At 63.6% G+C, this 23,896-nt stretch carries 18 protein-coding genes and 1 tRNA gene; 7 read left to right on the plus strand and 12 right to left on the minus strand.

Annotated elements, in window-relative coordinates:
* Positions 1–8 precede the first annotated feature (8 nt).
* On the minus strand, positions 9–722 hold the full coding sequence (locus EKN06_RS11560) for a ParA family protein (protein ID WP_127613084.1): 714 nt from the start codon (positions 720–722) through the stop codon (positions 9–11).
* Between the two features lie 109 nt (positions 723–831).
* On the opposite strand from EKN06_RS11560, the gene EKN06_RS11565 reads away from it, so the two are divergent.
* Positions 832–2,094: a DUF418 domain-containing protein gene (locus tag EKN06_RS11565; protein WP_127613085.1), complete on the plus strand. Its 1,263-nt coding sequence runs from the start codon at positions 832–834 to the stop codon at positions 2,092–2,094.
* A 77-nt stretch (positions 2,095–2,171) separates the two neighbouring features.
* Here the strand turns inward: EKN06_RS11565 and acs are convergent, their stop codons facing one another.
* Positions 2,172–4,139, minus strand: a complete 1,968-nt coding sequence (acs, locus tag EKN06_RS11570; protein WP_127613086.1) for an acetate--CoA ligase — start codon at positions 4,137–4,139, stop codon at positions 2,172–2,174.
* 275 nt (positions 4,140–4,414) lie between these two features.
* On the opposite strand from acs, the gene EKN06_RS11575 reads away from it, so the two are divergent.
* Positions 4,415–6,298, plus strand: a complete 1,884-nt coding sequence (locus tag EKN06_RS11575; RefSeq protein ID WP_240654858.1) for an AMP-binding protein — start codon at positions 4,415–4,417, stop codon at positions 6,296–6,298.
* Between the two features lie 12 nt (positions 6,299–6,310).
* Here the strand turns inward: EKN06_RS11575 and EKN06_RS11580 are convergent, their stop codons facing one another.
* The 4 genes from EKN06_RS11580 to EKN06_RS11595 form a co-directional block, all read right to left on the minus strand.
* Positions 6,311–8,854 carry a DUF2339 domain-containing protein gene (locus tag EKN06_RS11580; protein ID WP_127613088.1) on the minus strand — a complete coding sequence of 848 codons (2,544 nt, stop codon included), beginning with the start codon at positions 8,852–8,854 and terminating at the stop codon, positions 6,311–6,313.
* A gap of 51 nt (positions 8,855–8,905) precedes the next feature.
* Positions 8,906–9,514, minus strand: coding sequence for a GTP cyclohydrolase I FolE (gene folE, locus EKN06_RS11585; RefSeq protein ID WP_127613089.1), 609 nt, complete (start codon positions 9,512–9,514; stop codon positions 8,906–8,908).
* An 85-nt stretch (positions 9,515–9,599) separates the two neighbouring features.
* Positions 9,600–11,555, minus strand: a complete 1,956-nt coding sequence (gene uvrC / locus EKN06_RS11590; protein WP_127613090.1) for an excinuclease ABC subunit UvrC — start codon at positions 11,553–11,555, stop codon at positions 9,600–9,602.
* A 124-nt stretch (positions 11,556–11,679) separates the two neighbouring features.
* A complete protein-coding gene (locus tag EKN06_RS11595; protein ID WP_205693883.1) occupies positions 11,680–14,139 on the minus strand; it encodes a TonB-dependent receptor plug domain-containing protein in 2,460 nt (819 codons plus the stop codon).
* A gap of 208 nt (positions 14,140–14,347) precedes the next feature.
* Between EKN06_RS11595 and infA the strand changes: the two genes are divergently transcribed.
* The 5 genes from infA to EKN06_RS11620 all read left to right on the plus strand — a co-directional run bounded on the left by infA (position 14,348) and on the right by EKN06_RS11620 (position 16,524).
* Positions 14,348–14,593, plus strand: coding sequence for a translation initiation factor IF-1 (gene infA / locus EKN06_RS11600; RefSeq protein ID WP_127613092.1), 246 nt, complete (start codon positions 14,348–14,350; stop codon positions 14,591–14,593).
* A gap of 9 nt (positions 14,594–14,602) precedes the next feature.
* On the plus strand, positions 14,603–15,208 hold the full coding sequence (locus EKN06_RS11605) for a Maf family protein (protein ID WP_127613093.1): 606 nt from the start codon (positions 14,603–14,605) through the stop codon (positions 15,206–15,208).
* Positions 15,201–16,175: a ribonuclease E/G family protein gene (locus tag EKN06_RS11610; RefSeq protein WP_127613094.1), complete on the plus strand. Its 975-nt coding sequence runs from the start codon at positions 15,201–15,203 to the stop codon at positions 16,173–16,175. Before EKN06_RS11605 ends, EKN06_RS11610 begins: the two co-directional genes overlap by 8 nt.
* Entirely contained in the window at positions 16,172–16,345 is a 174-nt protein-coding gene (gene yacG / locus EKN06_RS11615; RefSeq protein WP_127613095.1) for a DNA gyrase inhibitor YacG, read from the plus strand. Before EKN06_RS11610 ends, yacG begins: the two co-directional genes overlap by 4 nt.
* A gap of 103 nt (positions 16,346–16,448) precedes the next feature.
* Positions 16,449–16,524: transfer RNA gene (locus EKN06_RS11620), tRNA-Phe, on the plus strand.
* A gap of 249 nt (positions 16,525–16,773) precedes the next feature.
* Here the strand turns inward: EKN06_RS11620 and EKN06_RS11625 are convergent.
* From EKN06_RS11625 to queF, 6 genes are all read right to left on the minus strand, one after another.
* Positions 16,774–16,983 (minus strand): hypothetical protein, encoded by a 210-nt coding sequence (locus EKN06_RS11625; RefSeq protein ID WP_127613096.1) that lies wholly within the window; start codon positions 16,981–16,983, stop codon positions 16,774–16,776.
* An 85-nt stretch (positions 16,984–17,068) separates the two neighbouring features.
* The gene (locus tag EKN06_RS11630; protein ID WP_127613097.1) at positions 17,069–17,863 is read right to left on the minus strand and encodes a S1/P1 nuclease; all 795 of its coding nucleotides are present in this window, start codon (positions 17,861–17,863) and stop codon (positions 17,069–17,071) included.
* 125 nt (positions 17,864–17,988) lie between these two features.
* A complete protein-coding gene (locus tag EKN06_RS11635; RefSeq protein ID WP_127613098.1) occupies positions 17,989–20,532 on the minus strand; it encodes a TonB-dependent receptor in 2,544 nt (847 codons plus the stop codon).
* A 303-nt stretch (positions 20,533–20,835) separates the two neighbouring features.
* Positions 20,836–21,774, minus strand: coding sequence for an isopenicillin N synthase family dioxygenase (locus tag EKN06_RS11640; protein ID WP_127613099.1), 939 nt, complete (start codon positions 21,772–21,774; stop codon positions 20,836–20,838).
* Between the two features lie 61 nt (positions 21,775–21,835).
* Positions 21,836–23,161, minus strand: coding sequence for a NupC/NupG family nucleoside CNT transporter (locus tag EKN06_RS11645; protein WP_127613100.1), 1,326 nt, complete (start codon positions 23,159–23,161; stop codon positions 21,836–21,838).
* Positions 23,162–23,379: 218 nt separating this feature from the next.
* A complete protein-coding gene (gene queF / locus EKN06_RS11650) occupies positions 23,380–23,856 on the minus strand; it encodes a preQ(1) synthase (protein ID WP_127613101.1) in 477 nt (158 codons plus the stop codon).
* Positions 23,857–23,896: the final 40 nt, after the last annotated feature.

Genomic DNA, 23,896 nt, shown 5'->3' on the forward strand with positions numbered 1-23,896 from the left:
GCCTCCGATTACTGACCAGCGATCCGGCGGCCGAAGCCACCCGACTGGCGAATGGCGCCCGCGCCCGCCTGCTTGGTGCCGGCAAAGACATTACGACGGTAATTCTTGTCCAGCCGTTCGTTGAGATAGGCCCACAGCTGCTCCATTTCCTGAGCCGAGCGGCCGTAGGGGTCGATTTCCATGACCGTGCGGCCATCGATCATCGACGCTGCGAAGTCGGTGCGGTGGTGCAGGACGACCGGGGCGACATTGCCATACTGGGCCAGCGCGGCGGCGGCCTCCGACGTGATGCGCGCCTTCGACAAGGCGGAATTGACGACGAACACCAGCGGCTTGTTCGCCCGGGCGCAGATGTCGACGGTCGCGCCGACGGCGCGGAGATCGTGTGGGCTGGGGCGGGTCGGCACGACGACGAGGTCGGCCACGCTGATCACTGACTGGATCGCCATGGTGATCGCAGGCGGCGTGTCGATGACCGCAAGCTTGAAACCTTGTTCGCGCAGTGTCACGAGGTCCTGCGAAAGGCGGGCCACGGCGGTCTGGGCAAAGGCGGGAAATTCGTCCTCACGCTCGTTCCACCAGTCGGCGAGCGAGCCCTGAGGATCGATATCAATAAGAACGACAGGGCCGGCACCGGCGCGCTGCGCCTGGACGGCAAGGTGGCCGGAAAGAGTGGTCTTGCCTGAACCGCCCTTCTGTGAAGCCAATGCGAGTACGCGCACCGATGATCCCCTTCAGTGACACTGGAATGCTGCATGCCACTCTTGCCGTGTAACCCTAATTTTGCGTTAAGGCAGACGCGAATGAGCGAGAAAAAGGCGCGATACGGCGATGGCTGACATGGCTCACGAGCCGCAAGTCATTGCGGATCCGGCACGAATTGGCGTCATCGATCTTGCGCGCGGCTTTGCCGTGTTGGGCATACTCGTCATCAACGTGACGACGATGGCTGGACCTGGAATCGCCGCGACCACTCCGAACTGGCATGGCCATGCCGCGCCGGGCGATTGGGTAACTTTCTTGTTAACCTGGTTGTTTTTCGAAGGAAAAATGCGCGCCTTGTTCGCCACCCTGTTCGGAGTCAGTCTCGCGCTGTTCCTGGATCGGGGCGACGAACACCGACGGGCATTTGAACAGGTTCGGCGGATGCTGTGGCTGGCTGTTTTCGGCTACTTCCATTTCCTGCTGTTTTGGTGGGGCGATATCCTGTTCAGTTATGCCATCGCGGGAATGATCGCGCTGCTGTTTCGCGACCTCGCGCCGATGCGTCTGATCGGGCTGGGCATGGCCATTTTCGTCGTCGTGTCGTTTTTCGCGGCGACAGAGGTGTGGGGCATGATCGAAGCGTCGCACGCGGTCGTAGCCGGCACCGCCGGGCCGGAACAGGCCCGGTGGGTGGCCGATTTCGGGCTTGCCGTGCGCGCGGGCGTCGAAGCGCGCATGGCGGAATACGCGATGCCATTTGCGCGCGCCATCGCCTGGCGGCTGAACGAACACCCCGGTTTTCCCCTGACAATGGCGGCGCAGGCGGTGTTCGAGGCTTTGCCGCTGATGCTGTGTGGCATGGGCCTTGCGCGCAGCGGGTTCTTCACCGGCGGATGGTCCCGGCGCGCGCTGTGGCGCATTGCTGGCACCGGCATGATCGTCGGGCTGGGCTGGTACGGTGCGATGTTCGCGTACGAAGCGTCGCAGGGCTTTGCGCTGGTCCCGGTCAGCTGGCTGGCGTTCCGGTTCGGCATGATCGGACGGTTCGCAATGGTCGCCGGTTATCTCGCGCTGATCGTGCTGGCAGCGCCCGCCATCCTGCGCGGGGCGATCGGGCAGAGGGTCGCGGCGGCAGGGCGCATGGCGTTCAGCAACTATCTCGGTTCGACCGTCGTGATGACCTTCCTGCTGCACGGCTGGGGGCTGAACCTGGCCGCCCGCGAATACGGCCATGCGACGCTGATGCTGTTCGTGCTGGGTGGATGGGTGGCGATCCTGTTCTGGTCGCAGTCGTGGCTGGCGCGGTTCGGGATCGGGCCGCTCGAATACGCGTGGCGGCAGCTCGCCGGGATGGGCATCCGCACCGCAAAGCCGCAAGCGAAGGGCTGAAAGACGCAATTGTCATCACCGGCGACACAAGGCCGCCGGTGCGCGCCGGTCTCAGGCAGCCAGTCGCAGCCGACCGGTTACTTGTTCAGCCGGCCCTCGATAAGCCCGTCCACCAGTGAAGGATCGGCCAGCGTCGACGTATCGCCCAGCGAACCGAAATCGTTCTCTGCGATCTTGCGCAGGATGCGGCGCATGATCTTGCCCGAACGGGTTTTGGGCAGGCCGGGGGTAAAGTGCAGGTGATCGGGTGTCGCGATGGGGCCGATCTCGGTCCTCACCCACTGGCGCAGTTCCCTGGCCAGATCGTCATCCGCTGCCACGCCCGCGTTCAGCGTGACGTAGCAGTAGATGCCCTGCCCCTTGATGTCGTGCGGGAACCCGACGACCGCGGCCTCCGCCACCATTTCGTGCAGGACCAGCGCGCTTTCGACCTCGGCCGTACCCATGCGATGGCCCGACACGTTGATGACGTCGTCGACACGGCCGGTGATCCAGTAATAGCCGTCATCGTCGCGGCGGCACCCGTCGCCGGTGAAATACTTGGCACGGTAGGTGGCGAAATAGGTCTGCACGAAACGGTCGTGATCGCCATAGAGGGTGCGGGCCTGACCGGGCCAGCTATGCGTAATGCACAGGTTGCCCTCGGTCGCGCCGCCGATCGTTTCATCCGCCAGCACGTCGCCGTCGTTGTCGACCAGTTGCGGACATACGCCAAAAAACGGCCTGCCCGCGCTGCCCGGCTTCATCGCGTGCGCGCCCGGCAGAGTCGTAATCATGTGCCCGCCCGTTTCGGTCTGCCACCACGTGTCGACGATGGGGCAGTTACCGTGGCCCACTTTTTCGTGATACCAGCGCCATGCTTCGGGGTTGATGGGTTCGCCCACCGTGCCCAGCAAGCGGAGCGACGACAGGTCATGCTTCATCACATGCGCATCGCCCTCGCGCATCAGCGCGCGGATGGCGGTAGGCGCGGTGTAGAAGATGTTGACCTTGTGCTTGTCGCACACCGCCCAGAACCGGTCGTGGTCGGGGTAGTTGGGCACCCCTTCGAACATCAGCGCGGTCGCGCCGGCCTGCAATGGGCCATAGACGATATAACTGTGCCCAGTGACCCAGCCGATGTCGGCGGTGCACCAGTAAACTTCGCCGGGGCGATAGTCGAAGGTGTAGCGGAACGTCGTTTCGGTCCACACGGCATAGCCGCCGGTGGTGTGGACGACGCCCTTGGGCTTGCCCGTAGAGCCGGAGGTGTAAAGGATGAACAACGGGTCTTCGGCGTCCATCGTCTCGCACGGGCATTCGGTGCCGACGCCTTCGGACAGTTCGTGATACCAATGATCGCGACCTTCGGTCATCGCCACGTCGCCGCCGGTGTGGCGCACAACCAGCACGGCCTTGACCGGCGCTTTCTTCACCGCTTCGTCGACATTGCCCTTCAGCGGCACGCGCTTCGATCCGCGCAGGCCCTCGTCGGCGCAGATCACCCAGTCGGAACGACAATCCTCGATCCGCCCGGCGATGGCGTCGGGCGAAAAACCGCCGAACACCACCGAATGCACCGCGCCGATGCGGGCGCAGGCCAGCATGGCCACCGCGCCTTCGGGGATCATCGGCATGTAGATCGTGACGCGATCGCCGCGCTTCACACCCAATTTCTTCAGCGTGTTGGCCATGCGGATCACGTCGGCCAAGAGGTCGGCATAGCTGATGTGGCGGACAGGCGTGTCCGGGCTGTCGGGTTCGAAAATCAACGCGGTGACATCACCCCTGCCCGCCGCGACATGGCGGTCCAGTGCGTTGTGGCAGATGTTCAGCTGCCCATCGGTGAACCACTTGATGTCGACCGGATCGAACGACCAGTCCGCGATCTTTGTGGGCACCGTGACCCAGTCGAGGCGCGCAGCCTGATCAGCCCAGAAACCGTCGGGATCGTCGAGCGAGCGCGCATACATCGCGTCGTATTGTTCTTGGGTGCACGACGTTCCGACCTTCGCGCTTGCGGGAACGGGGACGAAGTCACCCTGACGTTCGATGGTTTCCTGCATGACACTCCCCCAATTGAATGATCTGGCCCGAACGGACGATGCGACCTCGTTTTCGCTGCAACCGCGAAATATCGTGCCTAGCCATAGCGAACAAACATCCGCCGCGCTTTTCGACATTAGTCCAATAGACCTTATACCGATAGAGCAAGCCGCGCGGCGATGCGATTTCCCACCTATGCGGGCCGATGATTGGACCGATGATTGGGGCGTTTTAGGTTCCGGCGTGATGGCGTCAAGGGCGCATGAAACAAGAGTGGCAAGGGAGAGATAGGCACGTGGGTTACGAACAAGCATTCGAACGGGCGGAGCGCGATCCCGAAGGGTTCTGGATGAATGCGGCCCGCGCGCTCGACTGGATCACCAAGCCCACCTGTGCCCACGACCCCGCGACCGACACCTGGTTTCCCGACGGCACGCTCAACACTTGTGCCAATGCGGTCGACCGCCATGTCGCGGCCGGGCACGGCGACCGCGTCGCGCTGATCCACGAAAGCCCGATTACCGGACACACCACAAGCTTTACATATGGCGAACTGCTCGACCGCGTGGCGCGCACCGCCGGGATGCTGGCGTCGGGGGGCGTGAAAAAGGGCGACCGCATCGTCATCTACATGCCAATGGTGCCCGAAGCGGTGTTCGGAATGCTCGCCTGCGCCCGGATCGGCGCGATCCATTCGGTCGTGTTCGGCGGGTTTGCCGCGCCCGAACTGGCCAAGCGGATCGAGGATTCGCAGCCCGTCGCCGTGCTCACCGCGTCCTGCGGGCTGGAGCCAGGGCGGACCATCGCCTATAAACCATTGCTGGACCGGGCGATAGAGCTTTCGGCGCACAAGCCCGCCGCCTGCTTCGTGCTGCAACGCGAACAGTTGCGCTGCGATCTTGTCCCGGGCCGCGACCGCGACTGGCAGACGGCCTGTGACGCGGCAGCCGCGGTCGATCCGGTGCCGGTGGCGAGCGCCGATCCGCTCTACATCCTCTATACCTCGGGCACGACCGGCACGCCCAAGGGCGTCGTGCGCGACAACGGCGGCCATGCCACCGCGCTCGCATGGTCGATGGCCCATATCTATGGCATCGGCGCAGGCGACGTGTTCTGGGCCGCGTCGGACATCGGCTGGGTCGTGGGGCACAGCTACATCGTTTATGGCCCGTTGCTGGCGGGCGCGACGACGATCCTGTTCGAAGGAAAGCCGGTGGGCACGCCCGACGCCGGGATATTCTGGCGCATCGTCGACAGGCATCGGGTCAAGGCATTGTTCACCGCGCCGACCGCGATCCGCGCCATCCGCCGCGCCGATCCCGACGGAGAATTCATTGCACAGGCCAGCCTCGACAGCCTGTCTGCCCTGTTCCTTGCCGGCGAACGCGCCGATCCCGACACGCTGTTGTGGATCGCGGCCAAGCTGGGCAAGCCGGTGATCGACCATTGGTGGCAGACCGAACTGGGCTGGCCCGCCATCGCCACCTGTTTCGGGCTGGGCGAAACGCGCATCAAGCCGGGTAGCGCAGGCCGCGCCGTGCCGGGCTATCGCTTCAAGGTGAAGGACGAGGCCGGCGCGGACGCCGCGCCCGGCACCGTCGGCACGCTGCTGATCGAACAGCCGCTGCCGCCGGGCAATTTCCGCGCATTGTGGAACAAGCCCGAACGGTTTCGCGAAGGGTTCGTCGATTTCGCCGGGCATTATACGACCGGCGATGCGGGCATGATCGACGATGATGGTTTCATCCACATCATGGGCCGCACCGACGACATCATCAATGTCGCCGGCCACCGCCTGTCGACCGGGCAGATGGAAGAAGTCGTCGCCAATCACCCGGCGGTCATCGAATGCGCCGTCGTCGGCGCAGCGGACGAACTGAAGGGCGAGATGGCCGTGGCCTTCGTCGTCACCCGCGCGGGCACCGCCGATCTTCCGACTGTGAAGCAGGAGATCGTGCGCATGATCCGCGACGATATCGGCGCCATTGCGTCCCCGCGCGACGTCCTGTTTACCGATGCCCTGCCCAAGACGCGTTCGGGCAAGGTGCTGCGAAACCTGCTGCGCGCGATCCTGAACGGTCAGGAACTCGTGGTGCCCCAGACGATAGAGGATGCAGGCGTGATCGAGGCGCTGGTCGCGCTGGCTGCGCCCGGGTCCGCCCCGAAAAATACTGTCTGATCAGGCGTTAAGTCAGGTGGGGGGCGGAACGGCGGCCGCCGGGCGCGCGAGGATCCGGGAATAGAACCAGCCGATCCCGATCAGGCTGAACCCCAGCGCAAGGAAGCTGGCAATGCGCGCCAATCCGTCGAGCACGGCGGCGTCGACCAGGAACACTTTGCCCACCGCGAGCAGCATCAGAACCAGCGAACCAATGCGCCACGCCCGATCCTCCCGCCGCGCGCCCCACACCAGATACGCGATGGCCAGCACGATGCCCGACAGCGACCGCAACAGGTCTTCGCCCTGCCTCATCGGCTGCGCGGTCAGGATCGAACCGCTGAATGCCTGTCGCAGAAGCGTTACGGCCAACATCGGCAACAGCGCCATGATCGCGATCTCGAATCCGATGCGCGCGCGGGCGGGAAAAATCCGGCTGCCGAAAACAAGCCCCGCTGCCGCCACGGCATAGGCAGCAAGCGCAAGGTTGGCGACTGGAACCGGGCCGACAGCCTGATCGGCCCAAAGCGGATTGTGCAGCATCAGCGTGAACCAGCCGAAATGCGCGAGCGACGCACCGGCCAGCGCGATGGCGACGACACGCGCCGCCCCGTACCGGTCACGCAACATCCAGATCAGCACGCCCGCGCCGAGCAACAACGCTTGCCACACGGTCCGTTCGGCAAGTCCAAGCGCCTCGAAGCCCTCTGCCCCGGAAATCGCGAAGACCAGTTTATAAAGGCTGTGCGCAAGGACGACCGCACCGATGCCGGCCATTGCCCCGATGCCGCGGATAGACTTGCGCGAAGCGATCCCCGCCTGCCGCCAAACCAGTGCAAGCCCTGCGGCAACGACGGGCGCCAGGTAGCGGAGCGTATCGGTCGGGCTGGCAAGATCGGACTTGTAGAATGGGTCGGCACCAAGCGCGCCAAGCCCGGCTTCCCACCATTCTGCCAAGGGATACAGGGCGAAAATGGCCGCCAGCGCCGCAAACGTGCGAGCGGCCGCCACCCGGCGCGGCAGGAAAATGGCAAGCATGATCGCTGCCACCGCGCAGGCGATTGCGGCCCAGCGGTCGTCCAGCACTTGCGCAGAGGCCAGGAAGACCGTCATCGCCGCCAATGCTTCGAGCCAGTGGACTTGCCACCGCGCCTTTGCCTCGCCCAGCCGCCAGGCAGCCACGGCTGGGAATAGGGTCAGTGCCACGCAGGCCAACGCGACCATCGGCCTGGACGCGCCGAAGAGGCCGCCGAAATGCCACACGGCGGCAAAGGCCACGCCGAACGCAAAGCCGCCCAGTTGCACGAAATCGCTGTCGCGCGCGGTGCCCCGCCAGACATGCACCAGCGCGACACCCGCAAAGATCGCCGTCAGCGCCGCGCCGACCAGCGCGAAATTCCGCTCCGTCGGATCGGACCACGCCAGCAACATGGCGAGCGCGACCGCGGCGGCAAAGGCGCCTACCTCTCGCAAGTCGCGATTGCGCCAGCCAATGACCGCCAGCGCCGCCGCCAACAGCGCGTAAAGCCCCCACGCCAGCAAGTCGAACCCTCCATTGCCGACCAACGCCGCCATCTGCACCGCGGCAAAGGCCCCCGCTCCGGCCCTTATCCAGCGCCGATACGGCAAGTCGGCCAGCGTCACCGGCAGCACCACCCCGATGGCGACGAGATAGGCACCGATGAACAGCTGGTCGAACGGATCGAGGCTGCGCGTGAACAGCATCGCGATGCCCCACAACAGCGCGCCGGCTAGCGCCGCGACGCCCAGCCACGGACGCTCCTGCCGGTTGCCGGTCAGCGTGAGCCCCGCCGATATCAGCGCAAGGTAGATCGACAGGATCGGCAAGTTGGCATGATCGGCCGACACCATGGCCGGCGCCGCAAAACCGCCGACAAGGCCGAGCACGGCACAGGGCAGGCCGAACCGGAACGAACACCAAATCGCGCCTGTCGTTACCGCCGCCAACCCGACGAACGCGACCCCGCCCGCGATCAGGCCATAGGCTTCGCCGGCAAGGTAGAAACAGGCATAAAGCGTCGCCAGCCCCGCCCCGGCCAGCGCCTGCGGCACGCGCGGGTCGCGGATTCGGTCGTGCATCCGTTCGGCAAAGAACGCGCCGTTCAGCAGCACCCCGCCAAAAGCAAAGCCCAGGAGCACTCGCACGAATGGCGACAGCAGGCCAAGGTCGATGGCATAGACGACAAGGAAGAACCCCGCGATGGCCAGCGTGATCCCGCCCGCCCAGATCGGCAATTGCCGCCCGAACAGATCCTCGAAATTGAAGGAAAACGACCGGCCTTCGCGCACCGCGGTCTCAGGCGTTGCGGACGAAGGAGCAGTGCGGCCCATGCCCGCAATCCGCGCGATGGCGCGTCGCGGCACGGCGGCAGGCGGTTCGGCCAAAGGCGCGACGACCGCTTGATCCGCCGCCTTTTCGGGCACGACTTCGCGGCGTTCAGAAAGCGGCACGGCGGCTCGGTCATCATGCAGCGCAATGCGGGATTCGAGCTGTTCGACCCTGCGCCACAGCCGATAGACCGCGACGGCCAGCGCAACGATCACGATCCATTCCATGTCGCCCGCCTTTCCCCCGTCGCATCCGTCAATTCATGGCATAGGGCCCGATCAGTACCCCATCAATGACAGCACTTCCTTGCGGCTGCGTTCGTCGTCGAGGAACGTGCCCATCATCCGGCTGGTCGTCATCGCGACACCGGGCGTGCGCACGCCGCGCGCGGTCATGCAGGCGTGGCTGGCCTCGATCACTACCGCGACGCCGTGCGGGTTAAGGTGTTCCCAGATGCACTGCGCGACTTCGGCGGTCAGCCGTTCCTGAATCTGCAACCTGCGGGCGAAACCGTGCAGGACGCGGGCCAGTTTGGAAATGCCGACGACATGGTCGCGCGGCAGGTACGCGATCGCAGCCTTGCCGATGATCGGCGCCATGTGATGTTCGCAATGCGACTGGAACGGAATGTCCTTCAACAGGACCACTTCGTCATAGCCGCCAACTTCCTCGAATATGCGCGACAGGTGCACCGCCGGGTCTTCGTTATAACCGAGGCAATATTCCTTCCACGCCCGCGCCACGCGCTTTGGCGTATCGATCAGCCCTTCGCGTTGGGGGTCGTCGCCGGTCCAGCGGATCAGGGTGCGGATCGCGTCCTGAACGTCCTGCGGCACGGGCGGCTTGCCCTGCGGATCATCTTCGTCTGGGCCGACAAGGCTGCTCATTACATCGTGCTCCCTGAATTCTTTGACGCGGGCTTAGCCACTCGCAACGCGGTTGACCATCGCAGTGATTGCGAAGAGGCGCGCATCAGCCCGCAGGATGATAGAAATCGTATATCTGACGCGCCACGCTGTCCGAAACGCCGGGCGCACGGCGCAAGTCCTCCAGCGCGGCGGCGCGCACTTTGCCCGCCGTGCCGAAATGCAACAGCAACGCCCGCTTTCGCGCGGGGCCGATGCCCGGAATCTCGTCCAGCGGGCTGGCGCTGATCGCGCGGCTGCGTTTCGCCCGGTGCGCGCCGATCGCAAACCGGTGCACTTCGTCGCGCAGGCGTTGCAGGTAGAACAAAACCGGCGAATTGGTTGGCAGAGTCTTTTCGCGTCCGTCGGGGAAATGGAACACCTCACGACCATCGCGCCCGTGATGCGGCCCTTTGGCGACGCCGACGACAGTCACGTCCTCGATGCCCAATTCTTCCAGTGTGTCCATCACGCTCGACAGCTGGCCCTTGCCGCCGTCAACCAGCACGAGATCGGGCCACATGCCGTCGCCCTTGCCCTGTGTCGCGCGGTCGGGGTCATCCTTCAGCGCTCGGCTGAACCGGCGTTCCATGACTTCGCGCATCATGCCGAAATCGTCATCGGTCTGCGCCTTGCGGATATTGAACTTGCGGTACTGGTTCTTCAGGAACCCTTCGGGTCCGGCGACGATCATCGCGCCGACGCTGTTTGTGCCCTGAATGTGCGAATTGTCGTAAACCTCAATCCTCTGCGGAATGTCCGGCAGGTCGAGGAATTCGGCCGTTTCGCGCAAAGTCGCGGCCTGCGTGCTCGTCTCGGCCATCCGGCGTTCCAGCGCCTCTACCGCATTGCGGCTCGCCTGTTCCAGCAGACGGCGACGGTCGCCGCGCTGCGGTACGCTGATCGCCACGGCTCGGCCCGCGCTGGCCGACAACGCTTCTTCCAACAATGCGCGCTCCGGCAATTCGCGGTCGACGAGGATGGTCTTGGCCGGAGGCACTTCTTCGTAGAACTGTGCAAGGAAGGCGGACATGACCTCCGCTTCGTCCAATCCTTCGGTGTGGCGCGGGAAAAACGCGCGGTGGCCCCAGTTCTGGCCGCCGCGAATGAAAAACGCCTGCACGCCGACATGCCCGCCGCGCGACGCCAGCGCAAAGACGTCGGCATCGCCCACGCCCGCCGCGTTGACCGCCTGCGACCCCTGAATGAATGTCGCCGCGCGCAGCCTGTCGCGCAGCATGGCCGCGCGTTCGAAGTCGAGCGCCGCCGCAGCCCCTGCCATCTGGGCTTCGATCTTGGCCTGAACCGCGCTGGACTTGCCGGCTAGGAAATCCTTCGCCTCGCCCACCAGTTCGGCATAGCCCACCGGGTCGATGCGTCCCACGCACGGCGCACTGCACCGCTTGATCTGGTACAACAGGCACGGGCGATCGCGGCGGCTGAAAAAACTGTCGGTGCAGCTTCGCAACAGGAACAGTTTCTGCAGCGCGTTGATCGTGGTGTTGACCGATCCCGCGCTGGCGAACGGACCGTAATAATTCCCCTTGGCCCGCCGCGCACCGCGATGCTTGGTAATGCGCGGGAAATCGTGATCGGACCGCAGCAGGATAAACGGAAAACTTTTGTCGTCGCGCAACAGCACGTTGTACGGCGGGCGGAAACGCTTGATCAGCTGCGCTTCGAGCAGCAAGGCGTCCGCCTCGCTGGCCGTGGTCACGATGGTCATCGAACGCGTCTGCGAAACCATGCGCTTGAGCCGCAGGGGCAGGCGGTCGACCTGAATATAGTTAGCCACCCGGTTCTTCAGCGCCCGCGCCTTGCCGACGTACAGCACGTCGCCGCGCGCATCCTGCATCCGATATACGCCCGGCTTGGGCTTCAGCGTGCGCTGCACTTCGCGGATCGCGGCGATGCCAGCTTCGATATCCGGCTGGCTGCCGCGCACGGTAAAGCTCGCCTTCTCTTCGAGAAAGCGATCCTGGCCCTTGGGATTGGGCGGAGTTCCGGCTTCAGTGCGCGACATCGTGCTATCAGATAGGAATCCGCGCGAGGGTTGGAAACCGTTGGCGCGCAAGTATCGTCAGGTTGCGTTGGCAAGGCTCGCCGGTTCGGGCGAAGCCCTGGCGACCGCCCGCCTTTCCGGCCAATCAGAAACGCTTGCGGAAATCGATCTCGAAAAAGCGTCCCTTGGGGTCGAGGAAGTCGGGCTGATAGCTGATCGGCACCACTCCGTACTGGTCGGTCACGCGTTGTTGTGCATCGAACAGGTTGTCGACACGGAGCGATAGCCGCGTACCTTTAAGGAACGCGACATCCTCGAACTTCCGTTCCAGGTCCACGAACAAGCGTGCATCGACCGTGGCATAGGGGTGAAAGTCGAGCGATGTCGTGCCGTTAGAGCCGCTGCCTTCGATCTTGCTCGATCCGAAATAATTGCCCGACAGGCGCAAGCCGATGCCCTCGTAGAACAGGCCGCCCTGCATCTCGATCTCGTGGCGGGGCGTCGCGCTGCCGGTAAGCGCATCGCCGTCCAACAGGTCGAGCAGCGGACCATCGTCGCTGACCAACACGTCCTGTTGCAGGCGAACGGTGTGGTAAAGCGCAAGGTTCCAGCGCCCCCCGCTCTGATCGCGTCCGCCCGGCATGCCGAACCCTCCGCCGCCGGCACCGCGTGGGCCACGCGGGCCACGCGCTTCGCCTGCCGCGTCATCCTTGCCTGCGATCTTGTCCGAAATGTCCAACCCGTACCGTACGCGTCGGCCGTTTTCCGACGCAAAAGTCACTGGTCGCTGGTCGATGGAAACGAGATTGCCTGACGCATCGCGCACCACGCGATCGGGGAATGCGGCCTCTATCGCCTGCGTCAGTACCGGAAACGATGCCGAAACGTCGCTTGAATGTTCGTCATAGTATTCGGCGATAAACCTCGAACGGTCCAGCGCCGGTACGTCCCAGTTCAGGCCGAACTTCCAGTCGCGCTGCTTTTCGTAGACGAGGTTCGGATTGCCGCCCGACAACAGGTCGACCAGCACCGTCTGACCATTGGCGAAATCGTAGACCGTTGAACCGGTCGTCACCACTTGCGGCGCGCCCAGTTGGTTCAGCGTCGGCGCTTCTTCGCGGTAAATAAAGCTGGCCGACAGGTCGATCGACCTGGTCACGCCCCATGTCAGCCCCGCACTGCCATCCAGCAGCGTGCCGAAATCCGAAAGATGGCTGACCCCGCCCGACAGGTCGAGCGACAAGTCGCCGATGGCGTCGAGCGTGCCCGAACGGCGGCTGGCGATCGGTACGCCCAGCGAAAATCCGCCGTTGGCATTGCCCCGCGTCAACTGCGTGCGCTGATCGGAATTGCGGGTGTCGTTGCTGTCGATGTTGTCCCAGTCGAAACCGGCCTTCAGCACCACCGCGACTTCGCCCGCGGGCAATTCGAACGGGTGGCCGGTCACCGTGACAAGCGAGCCGAAATCTTCGGTATTCGACGTTGCGCGATAAGTGTCGCGCGCATCGACCAACCCGCTGGCCAGCAGGTCGGACGCGCTTGCGTCATAGGCCAGCGCCCCTGCCGCCACCGCCGCTCGCAAGGCAGAAGTATCGGCGCTTGCGTCGGTCAGCGTGCGGGATTCGTCATGTGCCCAGTTGGCGGTCGCGGTCATCTGCCAATCGCCGATTGACCGGTTGTAGCTGGTCCCCAACTCGAAACCTTCGCTCTTCGTGTCACGGATGCGCGGGCCAAAACCCGCATCGGCGTCGTAAAGCGTGCGATAGGCGCTGTTGCCGTCGGCATCGGTCAGCGTCGCTGCGTCCAGCCCGCGCAGGTTGCGGCTGTCCGAACGCGTTGCCGTGGCACTAAACGAAAGGTCGCCGCCCAGCCCGTCCGCGCCGAGGCTACGCGACCAGCTGCCGTTCAATTTCAGGTCGCGGCTGTCGGCGACAAGCGAGCGATAGGCGGCAGGATCGGCATCGCCTGCCAACGGCAACGACGCGATGGACGAAACGCCCCGCTCCGCTTCTGTCAGCATCGACGAATCCTCGATCTCGACCGCGATATTCAATCGTTCCGGCCCGTCGATGCGCAAAAACGACGCCTCCTGCTCGTTGGTGGCATAGCCGCCGTCACTCGGAAAACCATATTCGATTTCTGCCGTCAGCGACTTGAAATTGTCCTTGAGGATAAAGTTCACGACACGCTGGTCGGGCCGGAACCCGAACCTCAACGCGACTTCTTCGGGCAGGACCTCGATCCGGCGGATCGCTTCGGGCGGATAATTGCGCATCTCGCGAAAGCCGTTGATGCGCCGCCCGTTGACAAGAAACGCCGGCTGGCCGCCGCCGCGTCCACGCGCCGAACCCGTCTGAGGCGCAATCTGTTCGACGAGGTCGGCCAGCGACGTCGCGCCAAAGCTTGCAATCTCTTCTTCGTCGAAAACGGCGACGGGCGCTTGCGGCGCGTCGACCTGCCCCCGGATACGGGCGGCGGTAACGACGATTTCGTCGGCGGGATCGACAATCGTGTCGCCAGCCATGTCCTGCGCATGGGCGGGAAAAGCCAGTGCGAAAGTCATGGCGGCAGCCGCACAAGCATTTTTGAGGATGGTGTTTTTCATTGCCGCAGAACTGGTTGCTTGGCGACCGCGATACAAGTCGCCATGGGTATCAGAGTGTCGCAGCCGTTGCATTGACGCCTCGCCAAGCGGGTCCGAACGATTGAATCTGGTGCTTGGGCTTCCCATCTTGCCCCGGTGCGGCTAAAGGCGCGCACGAAATCCTCTTACATGACGATGTTACGAAAGGGTGGGCCGCAAAAGCCCGACTATGGCGAAAGAAGAACTCCTCGAAATGCGCGGCCACGTGGTCGAACTGCTTCCGAACGCAATGTTCCGCGTAAGGCTGGAGAACGATCACGAGATTCTCGGCCACACCGCCGGCAAGATGCGCAAAAACCGCATCCGCGTCCTGGTGGGCGACGAGGTGCTGTGCGAACTGACGCCGTACGATCTGACCAAGGGTCGGATTACCTATCGCTTCATGCCCGGTCGGGGCGGCCCAGGTCCGCAGTAAGCGGCCGCCATGCCCGTGACCAAAGAGGTGGGGGCCAATGGGGCGGGCCAACGCCTCGTCCTCGCATCTGCCAGTCCCCGCCGCAGCGAATTGATCGCGCGGCTGGGGATCGTGCCCGCCGACATCCGGCCCGCCGACATCGACGAAACCCCGCACAAGACCGAAATTCCGCGCGCCTACGCCATTCGCATGGCGCGCGAAAAAGCGATGGCCGCGGCCGACGATCATGCTCACGTACTGGCCGGCGATACCGTCGTCGCGGTAGGTCGCCGCATCCTGCCCAAGGCAGAGGAAGAGGCCAGCGCGCGCGAATGCCTGCGCCTGATCAGCGGTCGGCGCCATCGCGTACTGTCCGCCATCGCCCTGCGCGCGCCCGATGGCACGATTCGCGAAAAACTGTCCGAAACGGTCGTCCGGTTCAAAACGCTGCATCCGCATGAAATCGACGCCTATATCGCGGGCGGCGAATGGCACGGCAAGGCGGGCGGATATGCCATCCAGGGTTCTGCCGAAGGGCTGATCGCGTGGATCGGCGGCAGCCATTCGGGCGTCGTCGGCCTGCCGCTTTACGAAACGCGCGCGCTGCTGAAGGCAGCCGGGTTCGCGATTGGCTGACTGGCTGGTCGAGGACGGGATCGGCGAACAACGCGCGATCCTCATCGCATCGGGCGCCGTAGTCGCAGCCAAGGTGGCATGGACAGGCGAACTGCTCGCCGGTGCCGTCGTTGCCGCGAAACTCGTGTCACGCAACACCGGTTCGTCGCGTGGGACAGCGCGATTGGCAGACGGCACCGAACTGCTGGTCGATCGCTTGCCGCGTGACGCCAGCGAGGGCGCGACGCTGACCTTTGAAGTGACCCGCGCCGCCATCGGCGAAGGTTCGCGCCGCAAGCTGGCTCAGGCCCGGCCAAGCGAACGCCGCCCCGGCCCCTTGCCGACGCTGGCCGACGTGATCGCCGCGACCGGCGACACCGTGCAGAACATTCACCGTTTTACCGGCGGCGAATGGGACCACCTGTGGGCCGAAATCGCTGAAGGGCGGATCGATTTTGCCGGTGGATCGATGCTGTTTTCGCCGACGCCTGCGATGACGTTGATCGACATCGACGGCACCCTGCCCCCACCCGCCCTCGCAATTGCCACTGTGCGCCCGCTGGCCGCCGCGCTGACCCGATTCGACATCGGCGGATCGGTCGGTATCGACTTCCCGACCCTTCAGACCAAAGCGGACCGCCGCGCGGTGGACGAAGCGTTGGAGGACGCGCTGACCGGCTATCCGCACGAACGGACGGCGATGAACGGTTTTGGCTTCGTCCAGATCGTCTCGCGCAGCACGGGGCCGTCGCTGCTGCACCGTTTCGCGGCCGATCCGGCGGGCTGCGCCGCACGCCTGTTGTTGCGCAGCGCCGAAGCCGTTGCCGGTGCCGGCGCGATCCTGCTGACCTGCCAACCCGCGGTCGCAACCGCATTGCAGGCCCCTTGGCTTGACGCACTCGCCCGCCGCACCGGGCGGGAAATCCGGGTCCGCACCGATCCCGCCCTTGCACAGCAAGCCGGTTTCGCGCAGTCGGTACCGATATGAGCACGACCCGAAAATGCCCGATCTGCGGCAAGCCCCGCGTGGCGGAGCACGCCCCGTTCTGTTCGCTGCGTTGCCGCGACCGCGATCTCGTGAAATGGCTGGACGACGGCTATGCCATTCCCGGCGAACGCGCGCATGTGCCCTCTCCCAAGGACGAGGACGAGATCTGACGAATTAGGGGCTTGTCAGGCAGCGTGGCTTTGGCCATAGGCGGCGCTCCCGTCGCCGGACACCTGATTTGTCCCCGTGCGACGCGGCTTGCCGCAAGGCGATGCCCGGGTAGCTCAGTTGGTAGAGCATGCGACTGAAAATCGCAGTGTCGGCGGTTCGAATCCGTCCCCGGGCACCACTTTTCTCATAAGCGACAATGAGTTGCGAAACGCACGCTTCGTGACAGCCGAGTTGGCTGACCAAGGCAGGGGGGGATCCCGCACGGATCGTTTGCGTTTATCGGACCTTCGGCACCCTGACGACAGTGCGCTTGGCTTGCCCTGCGACGTGCGACCATCCCCGCACATCACGTTCCCGCCACGACATCCAGGTCGGGTCCGACAACGTGGACTGGGTGGATAGAGCCCTAATTGTCGGATCTGGCGGGCTAGCCCGGCAGGTCGTTCAGGAACTTGTCGAGCGGAAAGTCCGATTGCGGGATGCGGCGTGCCATGCTTTCGGCGCACATCAGGAAGTTTCGTTCGGCATGCAACGTCCGGGCTTCGCCCTGTTCGTTGCCATCGGCTTGCGCACGCGCCGCCTCCACGCGATCATAGGCCTCGCGCAGTCCTCGCAAAAGTTCGTTCAAAGCTACCATCCGCGACCTCCGGACGCACCGATAGGGTGCGGTCCGAACCCACGCATTCACAAATGCTATGGTCGCCTTTCCGGGAGCCGGACGTTCATTCGGCGAACGTCGCGTCGAGATAGGCAGCGAGCCTGATGCCCCCTTGCGTCAGGCGCTGTTCGATGATCGGCCAGTTTTTCCAGACATATTCGTAGCCAAGCTCGCGATTGTCGGCGGGCGGATAGATCGTGTCACGAATGACAACGCTTTCGCCGACCCACATCAGCGGGTCCGCATTCCACCACGCTATCTTCTGTTTGTCGGTCAAGCGGCTTTCGAGCAGCGCGGCCAGCTCGCTGAAGCTGTAGTCCGAGCTTGCGACAAGCTCCCGGTCCCACACCGTGTGCAGATTGGTCGATCGTCCGAAATAGGTGACCTGGAACTCGTTGCCGCCGCGATCCTTGCCGCTGCCGTTGTGCAGTGGCTGATGCAGGTCGCCGACGATATGGACGACAAAGCGCAACGCCAGCGCCTTGTCCTCGCGCGAAGCCTTGTCGTCCTTCAGCACCTTGGTGAACCGAGCCAACGCGCTGATCGCGTCGCCCTGTGGCGGCGTGCCTGCCTCGGCATAGGATTTCCCGTCGGGCAGCGTCACGTAGTGATAGGCCCCAGCTTCCTTCTGCCAGAACGCCGCGGGGTCGGAGCGTTGTTCATCCGGCCAGGTCGATGCTTCGGCGAGAGTCTCCCCATCGTCGAGAATGAGTGCGATTTCCGCAGCAGTGCGCCCGCTGACGTTGTCGGCGGCAATCTGCCCGACAACGCGGTGGCCCGATGGCCCCCAAGCATGGGCAGGCGCCGTCATCGCTACAAAGGCAGCGGAGGCAGAGGCGGCAAGAACAAGATTTCGCATGGCAATTTCCTAATGCATCCGGCGCGGACCGCAAGCGTGGGAACGGCGGCACCTCCGATCGTGTGGAAGTGCCGCCGCCCAAGCTCAGTCTAAAATCGTTCGCCCGCGATCGAGCGGAACGACGATCAATATCCGATAATCAGCGACATGCTTGCCGCGCGTGGCGAACCGATCTGGGCAGTCCCGAAATCGCTCAACGTGCCGCCAAAGCTGCCGACATAGTATTCGTCGAACAGGTTGCTGACGTTCAGCTGCAGCGCGACATCGCCCCCGGTCGGGCCTTCGGCGAAGACGTAACGGGCATCGAGATCGACCAGCGTGTAGGCCGGGACGCGATCCTGGTTGGTGTCGTTGACCCAACGCTTGCCGGTCCGTTTGACCTGCGCACCCAGTTCGAGTGCACCCAGCGCAACCTGACCGCGCGCACCGTACGAATAGTTCGGCGTGCCCGATTCGCTGTTGCCGCCGGTCTGCAGGAAGAGTGGATCGCCGACCGCGCCGCAACCGATGACCATGTCAGTGACATCGCCTGCATCGCAGAAGCCGTTCAGGACGTCGTCCGCGATCTTCGACTTGCTGAGCGAGCCGAAGACATAGAGCAGCGTGTTGCGCGACGGACTGTAGGCGATGGAACCGTCGATGCCGTACTTTTCAACCTTGCCGAGGTTGCGATAAACAGTCGCGCCGTCACCGTCGTTCGCGTCCGGATCGAAAGCCGAAGCCAGACGATCGTTGTAGCGGGTGTACCAGCCGGCGAACTGTGCGGTCAGGCGACCTTCGCGGAAGCGCATGCCAAGGTCGAAGCTGTCCGTGGTTTCGGGAACCGGCTTAACCTTGTCGTTTTCGTCGAGGTAAAGCGAATCGTACAGCGGGTCGGTGCCGGGGACCGACAGGCCCTTGGCGTAGTTGGCAAACAGCGAAACGGCATTGGTCACATCAAACGTCAGGCCGATGTTGGGAAGCGGTTCGTCGTACTTATAGGTACGGGTCTGCGGCAGCGCATAGCCGGGGTTGGCTGCCTCATAAGCCGTCAGGTCCTGACCCGCGTTCGGGCAGTCGACAAAGCCGCTGATCGACGTGGTGTAGCAGTTCTGGTTCAGCTCGCGCTTAAAGAACGGCATCCGCAGGCCGAGCACCGTGGTCAGGCGATCTTCCATGAACTTGCCGCGATATTCGCCCGAAAACTGGTGCAGCGTCGCATAGGACAGACGATCACGCTTGTTGATCGCGATGCCGTCGACCACCGTCAGCGGGTTGTCCATCGGGAAGTAGTCGCCCGGGGTGCCGTTCTGAAACATTGGGCTGAGCTCGCCGGTCTGGCGGTGACGCGCACGGTCGTACGTGTACGCGAAACGAACGCGGTGTTCTGGCGACAGGTCATAGATCAGGTTCGACACGACGCCGTAACGGTCGGTGCGGGTCTGACTGGGATCGTTGCCCGCAACGCGGTCGAGAAGGTCGCCGTCACCGTTGAGGTCCTGACCGAAGTAGTAGCCGCCGCCGAACGCGCCGACGTAGCTCTGCCCGCCCGAGGTGTAGAACTGCTCACGCAGATCGTCGGGTCCACCACCGTTCGCCTTTACGTACTGATAGCTCGGCTCGAACGTGAAGACGAGGCTGTCGGACAGTGTGAAGCGCGAAGCGGCACGGATGTTGCCCGTGTCCGACGGGTTGTAACGGCGATAGAACGCCGCACCGCAACCGTTCCGGTCGTCATAGCGTTCCTGGACGCCGGCAATGCCGCCGCCCTGGTAAACCTGACCATCGGGGACCGAGCACGGATATTCGCCCGACGCCTCATACAACGTGAAGCGATCGCGCTTCGTGATCTCGCCGTCGTAATAGCCCAGCAGCGTACCGATGTCTTCGGAGCCGAAGAAGTTGTTGCGGCCCCAGTTGAACATGCCGGCCAATGACAGGAAATCGCCGTTGTCGCCTAGATCCTGATAAATACGGGCGTTGACCTGCGTCTTGTTGACTTCGCCTGCCGGATTGAAGGGCACTCCGTAATTCGTGTAGCTAACCGAACCGAAGGCCTTCAGGCCGTTGCCGGTGATGTCGCCGGTGTCGATCATCGCGAAACCGCGCATGTAGCGGCTGCTTTCGTAGTCGCCCTTTGACAGCACGTCGCCATAAGTCATCGTCGTCATGATGCCGAAGTCGTCGCCGGGCTTGCGCGTGCGCAAATTGATCGTGCCGCCAGTGGCCGATGCGGTGGGGCTGTCAACGTCCGTGGTGCCGAGATTGACGTTCACCGATTCAAGCACTTCGGAATCGACCAGCTGGCTGGTGTACAGCGCATAGTTGCCCGAATCGTTCAGCGGAATGCCGTCGACCGTTTGCGAAACGCGATCCGAACCGAAGCCACGAATAGTGAAGCCGCCACCCGATGCGCCCCAGGGGTCGTTGTTCTGGAAGCTGACGCCGGGGACCAGGTTGACGATGTCATTGATCGCCTGGCCCGGACGCGCGCGACGGATCGCTTCTGCGCCAAGCACCTGCTTCGCCTTTGGGGTATCGGGCAGTTCGATGCCTTCGACGCCAAGGGTCCGAGCGCCGGTAACGAGGATCTCGTTTTCGAAATCCTGCGATCCAGTCGACTGGGCATGGGCGGCAATGGGCATCGCGACGGCGACGAGCGCGACACTGCGAAGCAGCAAGGTTTTCATGGATATGTCCCTAAACAATGATGGTCGGACCCCGACAGGAAAGTCCCTTCGGTTGAGAGGCCGCTTAGAAAGCAATTGCGTCGCTATTTTTTATGTTTTGCGACTGCAACATGACCACCGCGGAAATCCACCCGGGATTCCGCCGAAACACGACATCTAAGATATTGAATAAACTGATTTTAGATGCGTTTAATGACACTTATGCAGATAGTTGCTGCACTGCCACACAACGCTGTCAAAATAATTTCATATGCAACTTTATGACAGTTTATCGAAAGCCGGGCCAGTTTCGACCCGCCGCTGTCACATCAGGCCGATCTCTTTCAGCCGGATCGCAAGGAAATCATGTGCCGTCAGCGAATCGGGGTATTGGTCAGGATGCGCGGCGTTGATGCAGCCCGGCAGTGTCTCGATCACGAAGTCTGGACGGAAATGCAGGAAGAACGGCATCGAATAACGTGACCGCAGCGCCGCTTCGCCCGTGGGATTGCGTACCTGATGAATGGTTGAGCGCAGCCGATCGTTAGTCAGGCGGCTCAGCATGTCGCCGATATTCACCGCGAGCGCGTTTTTCGGCGGCTGCACCGGAATCCATTCGCCCTGCCGGGACAAAAGCTCCAGCCCCGCTTCCTCGGCGCCGAGCAGCAGGGTGATCGTGTTGATGTCGCCATGCGGGGCGGCGCGCACCGCGCCGTCGGCATTGTCGATGGGCGGGTAATGCAGCAGCCGCATGACCGAATTTCCATCCTTGACCGTCGCGTCGAACCAGTCGGGCGCAAGGTCAAGATGGATGGCGATTGCTGTCAGTATGCGTCGGCCCGCTTCGTCGAATGCGGCGAACAGCGCTTCGAACGTCTCGCGAAAACCTTCGACCTCATTCGGCCACACGTTTGGCTGCATGTACGCTTCCAGCGGGTGCCCGGCGGCAAGCGTGCGGCCGATGTGCCAGAATTCCTTGAGGTCCTTCTTTTCGTAACCCTTGGCCACCTCGGTCTTGAACGGGGTGTAACCGCGCGCACCGCCACCGCCGGTGACGAAATAGGCGCGCTTGGCGTCTTCGGGCAGTTCGAAGAATGCCTTCGACATTTGCTCCGCCCGCTCGATCAGCGCCGGATCGATGCCGTGGTCGGCGACGATGGCGAAGCCATACTCCTCGAAACTGCGGCCCAGCTTGTCGGCAAGCTGATCCATCGGCTCCGTCAAAGAAACGGAGGCAATCGGACTGTTCTGCTGGGCGCTCATAGATTCGTATCCGTTGAAACCTGTTTGCGCCGCCATAGCCCGCATTTCGGCCGATAGACAGTCAGCTTATGAAAAGTCCGGCGAGTGCGGCGCTCATCAGGTTGGACAGCGACCCCGCCGCCAACGCGCGTAGGCCCAGCTTTGCCACCAACGGTCGCTGATTGGGCGCAAGCCCGCCGATGACCGCGATCTGGATCGCGATGGACGAGAAATTAGCGAAACCGCACAGCGAGAACGTGACGATCGCCCGCGCCCGTTCGCTCAACACGCCCGCGCCGATCTGTCCCAAGTCGATGAAGGCGACGAATTCGTTGAGCACGATCTTGGTGCCGAACAGTCCGCCCGCGATCCGCGCTTCTTCCCACGGGATGCCAAGCAGGAACATTACCGGAGAGAATACCCAGCCAAGCAGGCTCTGGAACGTCAGCCCTTCGATCCCGACAAGCTCGCCCGCTCCCGATAGCAGCCCATTGGCCAGCGCCACCAGCGCCACGAACGACAGCACCATCGCACCGACCGCGACCGCGATCTTCACGCCGGTCTGTGCGCCCTGGGCGGCGGCCATCAGGATGTTGGCGGGCTTTTCCTCGTCGTCGTGGGCGTCGGGGACGTCGTCGTGCGCCGTGCGTCCGTCTTTGGGCAGAAGCGCGGCTGAGCCCTCTGCGCTGCGCCGTGCAACCGGCAGGTGCAGCTCGTCCTCGACATTTTCGGTCGCGGCGTCTTCGAGATCGGGCATGATGATCTTGGCCATCAGGATCCCGCCCGGCGCGCTCATGAACGCGGCGGCCAGCAGATAGGGCAGGTATTGTTCGCCCAGCAACGAGGCATAAGCGGCAAGGATCGTGCCCGCGACGCCCGCCATGCCGACGCACATCATCGTGAACAGCCGGCTGGGTGTCAGGCCAGCGAGATATGGCCGCACCACCAGCGGACTTTCCGACTGTCCGACGAAGATGTTCGCCGCGCTGGCCAGCGCCTCCACCCGGCTGATGCCGGTGACCCAACCGATCGCCCCGCCCACCCAGCGGATCACGAACTGCATGATGCCCAGATAGTACAGCACCGACACTAGGCTGGCGAAGAAGATGATGACGGTCAGCGCGGCGATGGCAAAGCTGTTTCCGCCGATTTCGGGGCTGGCCAGCGGACCGAAAATGAACCGCGTCCCCTCTGCCGCATAGCCAAGCAGGTTTGAAACGCCCCGCGACATCCCAGCAATGATCGCAGCGCCCCACGGGGTGCGCAACACCAGCACTGCCATCAAGGCCTGAAGCGCAAACGCCGCGCCGACGACCCGAAGACGGATCCGACGCCGCGCGGTCGACAGGGTAAAGGCGATAAGCAAGATGAGGGCGATGCCCGCCAGGCTGATCACTTGGCTGGGCATGTCAGGACACAGCCGGTCGAATTGAGGCCAGGCGAATCGCGGCAGAATAGATCGGGAAGTCGCTGGGCATGAAAGGGATGCTTCACTCGCGATGGGAGGAGATAGTCGCTGGCGAAACCTTTAGACGCAGTTGCGCGCAGATGCCAAGCCATCCCGGCCGATGCCGATCTTGATGGCGATGCAGGCCCCCGGGCACGGCAGACCCCGCATCGCTCCGATCACCCGCGCCCGCGATAGGATGCGACGCCCTGATCGGGCACCCATAGCCCCGATGGTGGCGCGCCCGTTTGCCAGAACACGTCGATCGGGATGCCTCCGCGCGGATACCAGTAACCGCCGATGCGCAGCCAAAGCGGCTTCATTTCCGCAACCAGCCGCTGGCCGATGCCCACGGTCACGTCTTCGTGGAAACCGCAGTGATTGCGGAAACTACCGAGAAACAGCTTCAGCGATTTCGATTCGACGATGGTTTCGCCGGGAGCATAATCGATCACGAGATGCGCGAAATCGGGCTGTCCGGTCACCGGGCAGAGAGAGGTGAATTCCGGCGCGGCGAAACGCACCATGTAAAGCGAACCCACGCGCGGATTGGGCACATAGTCCAGCACAGCGTCTTCGGGCGATGTGGGCAGCGCGCTCGTCTGGCCAAGGTGGAGCGGGGCATTATTCCCGGCGTCGAGGAGATTGTCGGTCATGGCATGCGCCTTTCGCATGACGGCACGGCCTGCTCAAGCT

Origin of the sequence: Croceicoccus ponticola (genome assembly GCF_004004515.1) — a bacterium.
In the GTDB taxonomy this organism is placed as follows: Bacteria; Pseudomonadota; Alphaproteobacteria; order Sphingomonadales; family Sphingomonadaceae; genus Croceicoccus; species Croceicoccus ponticola.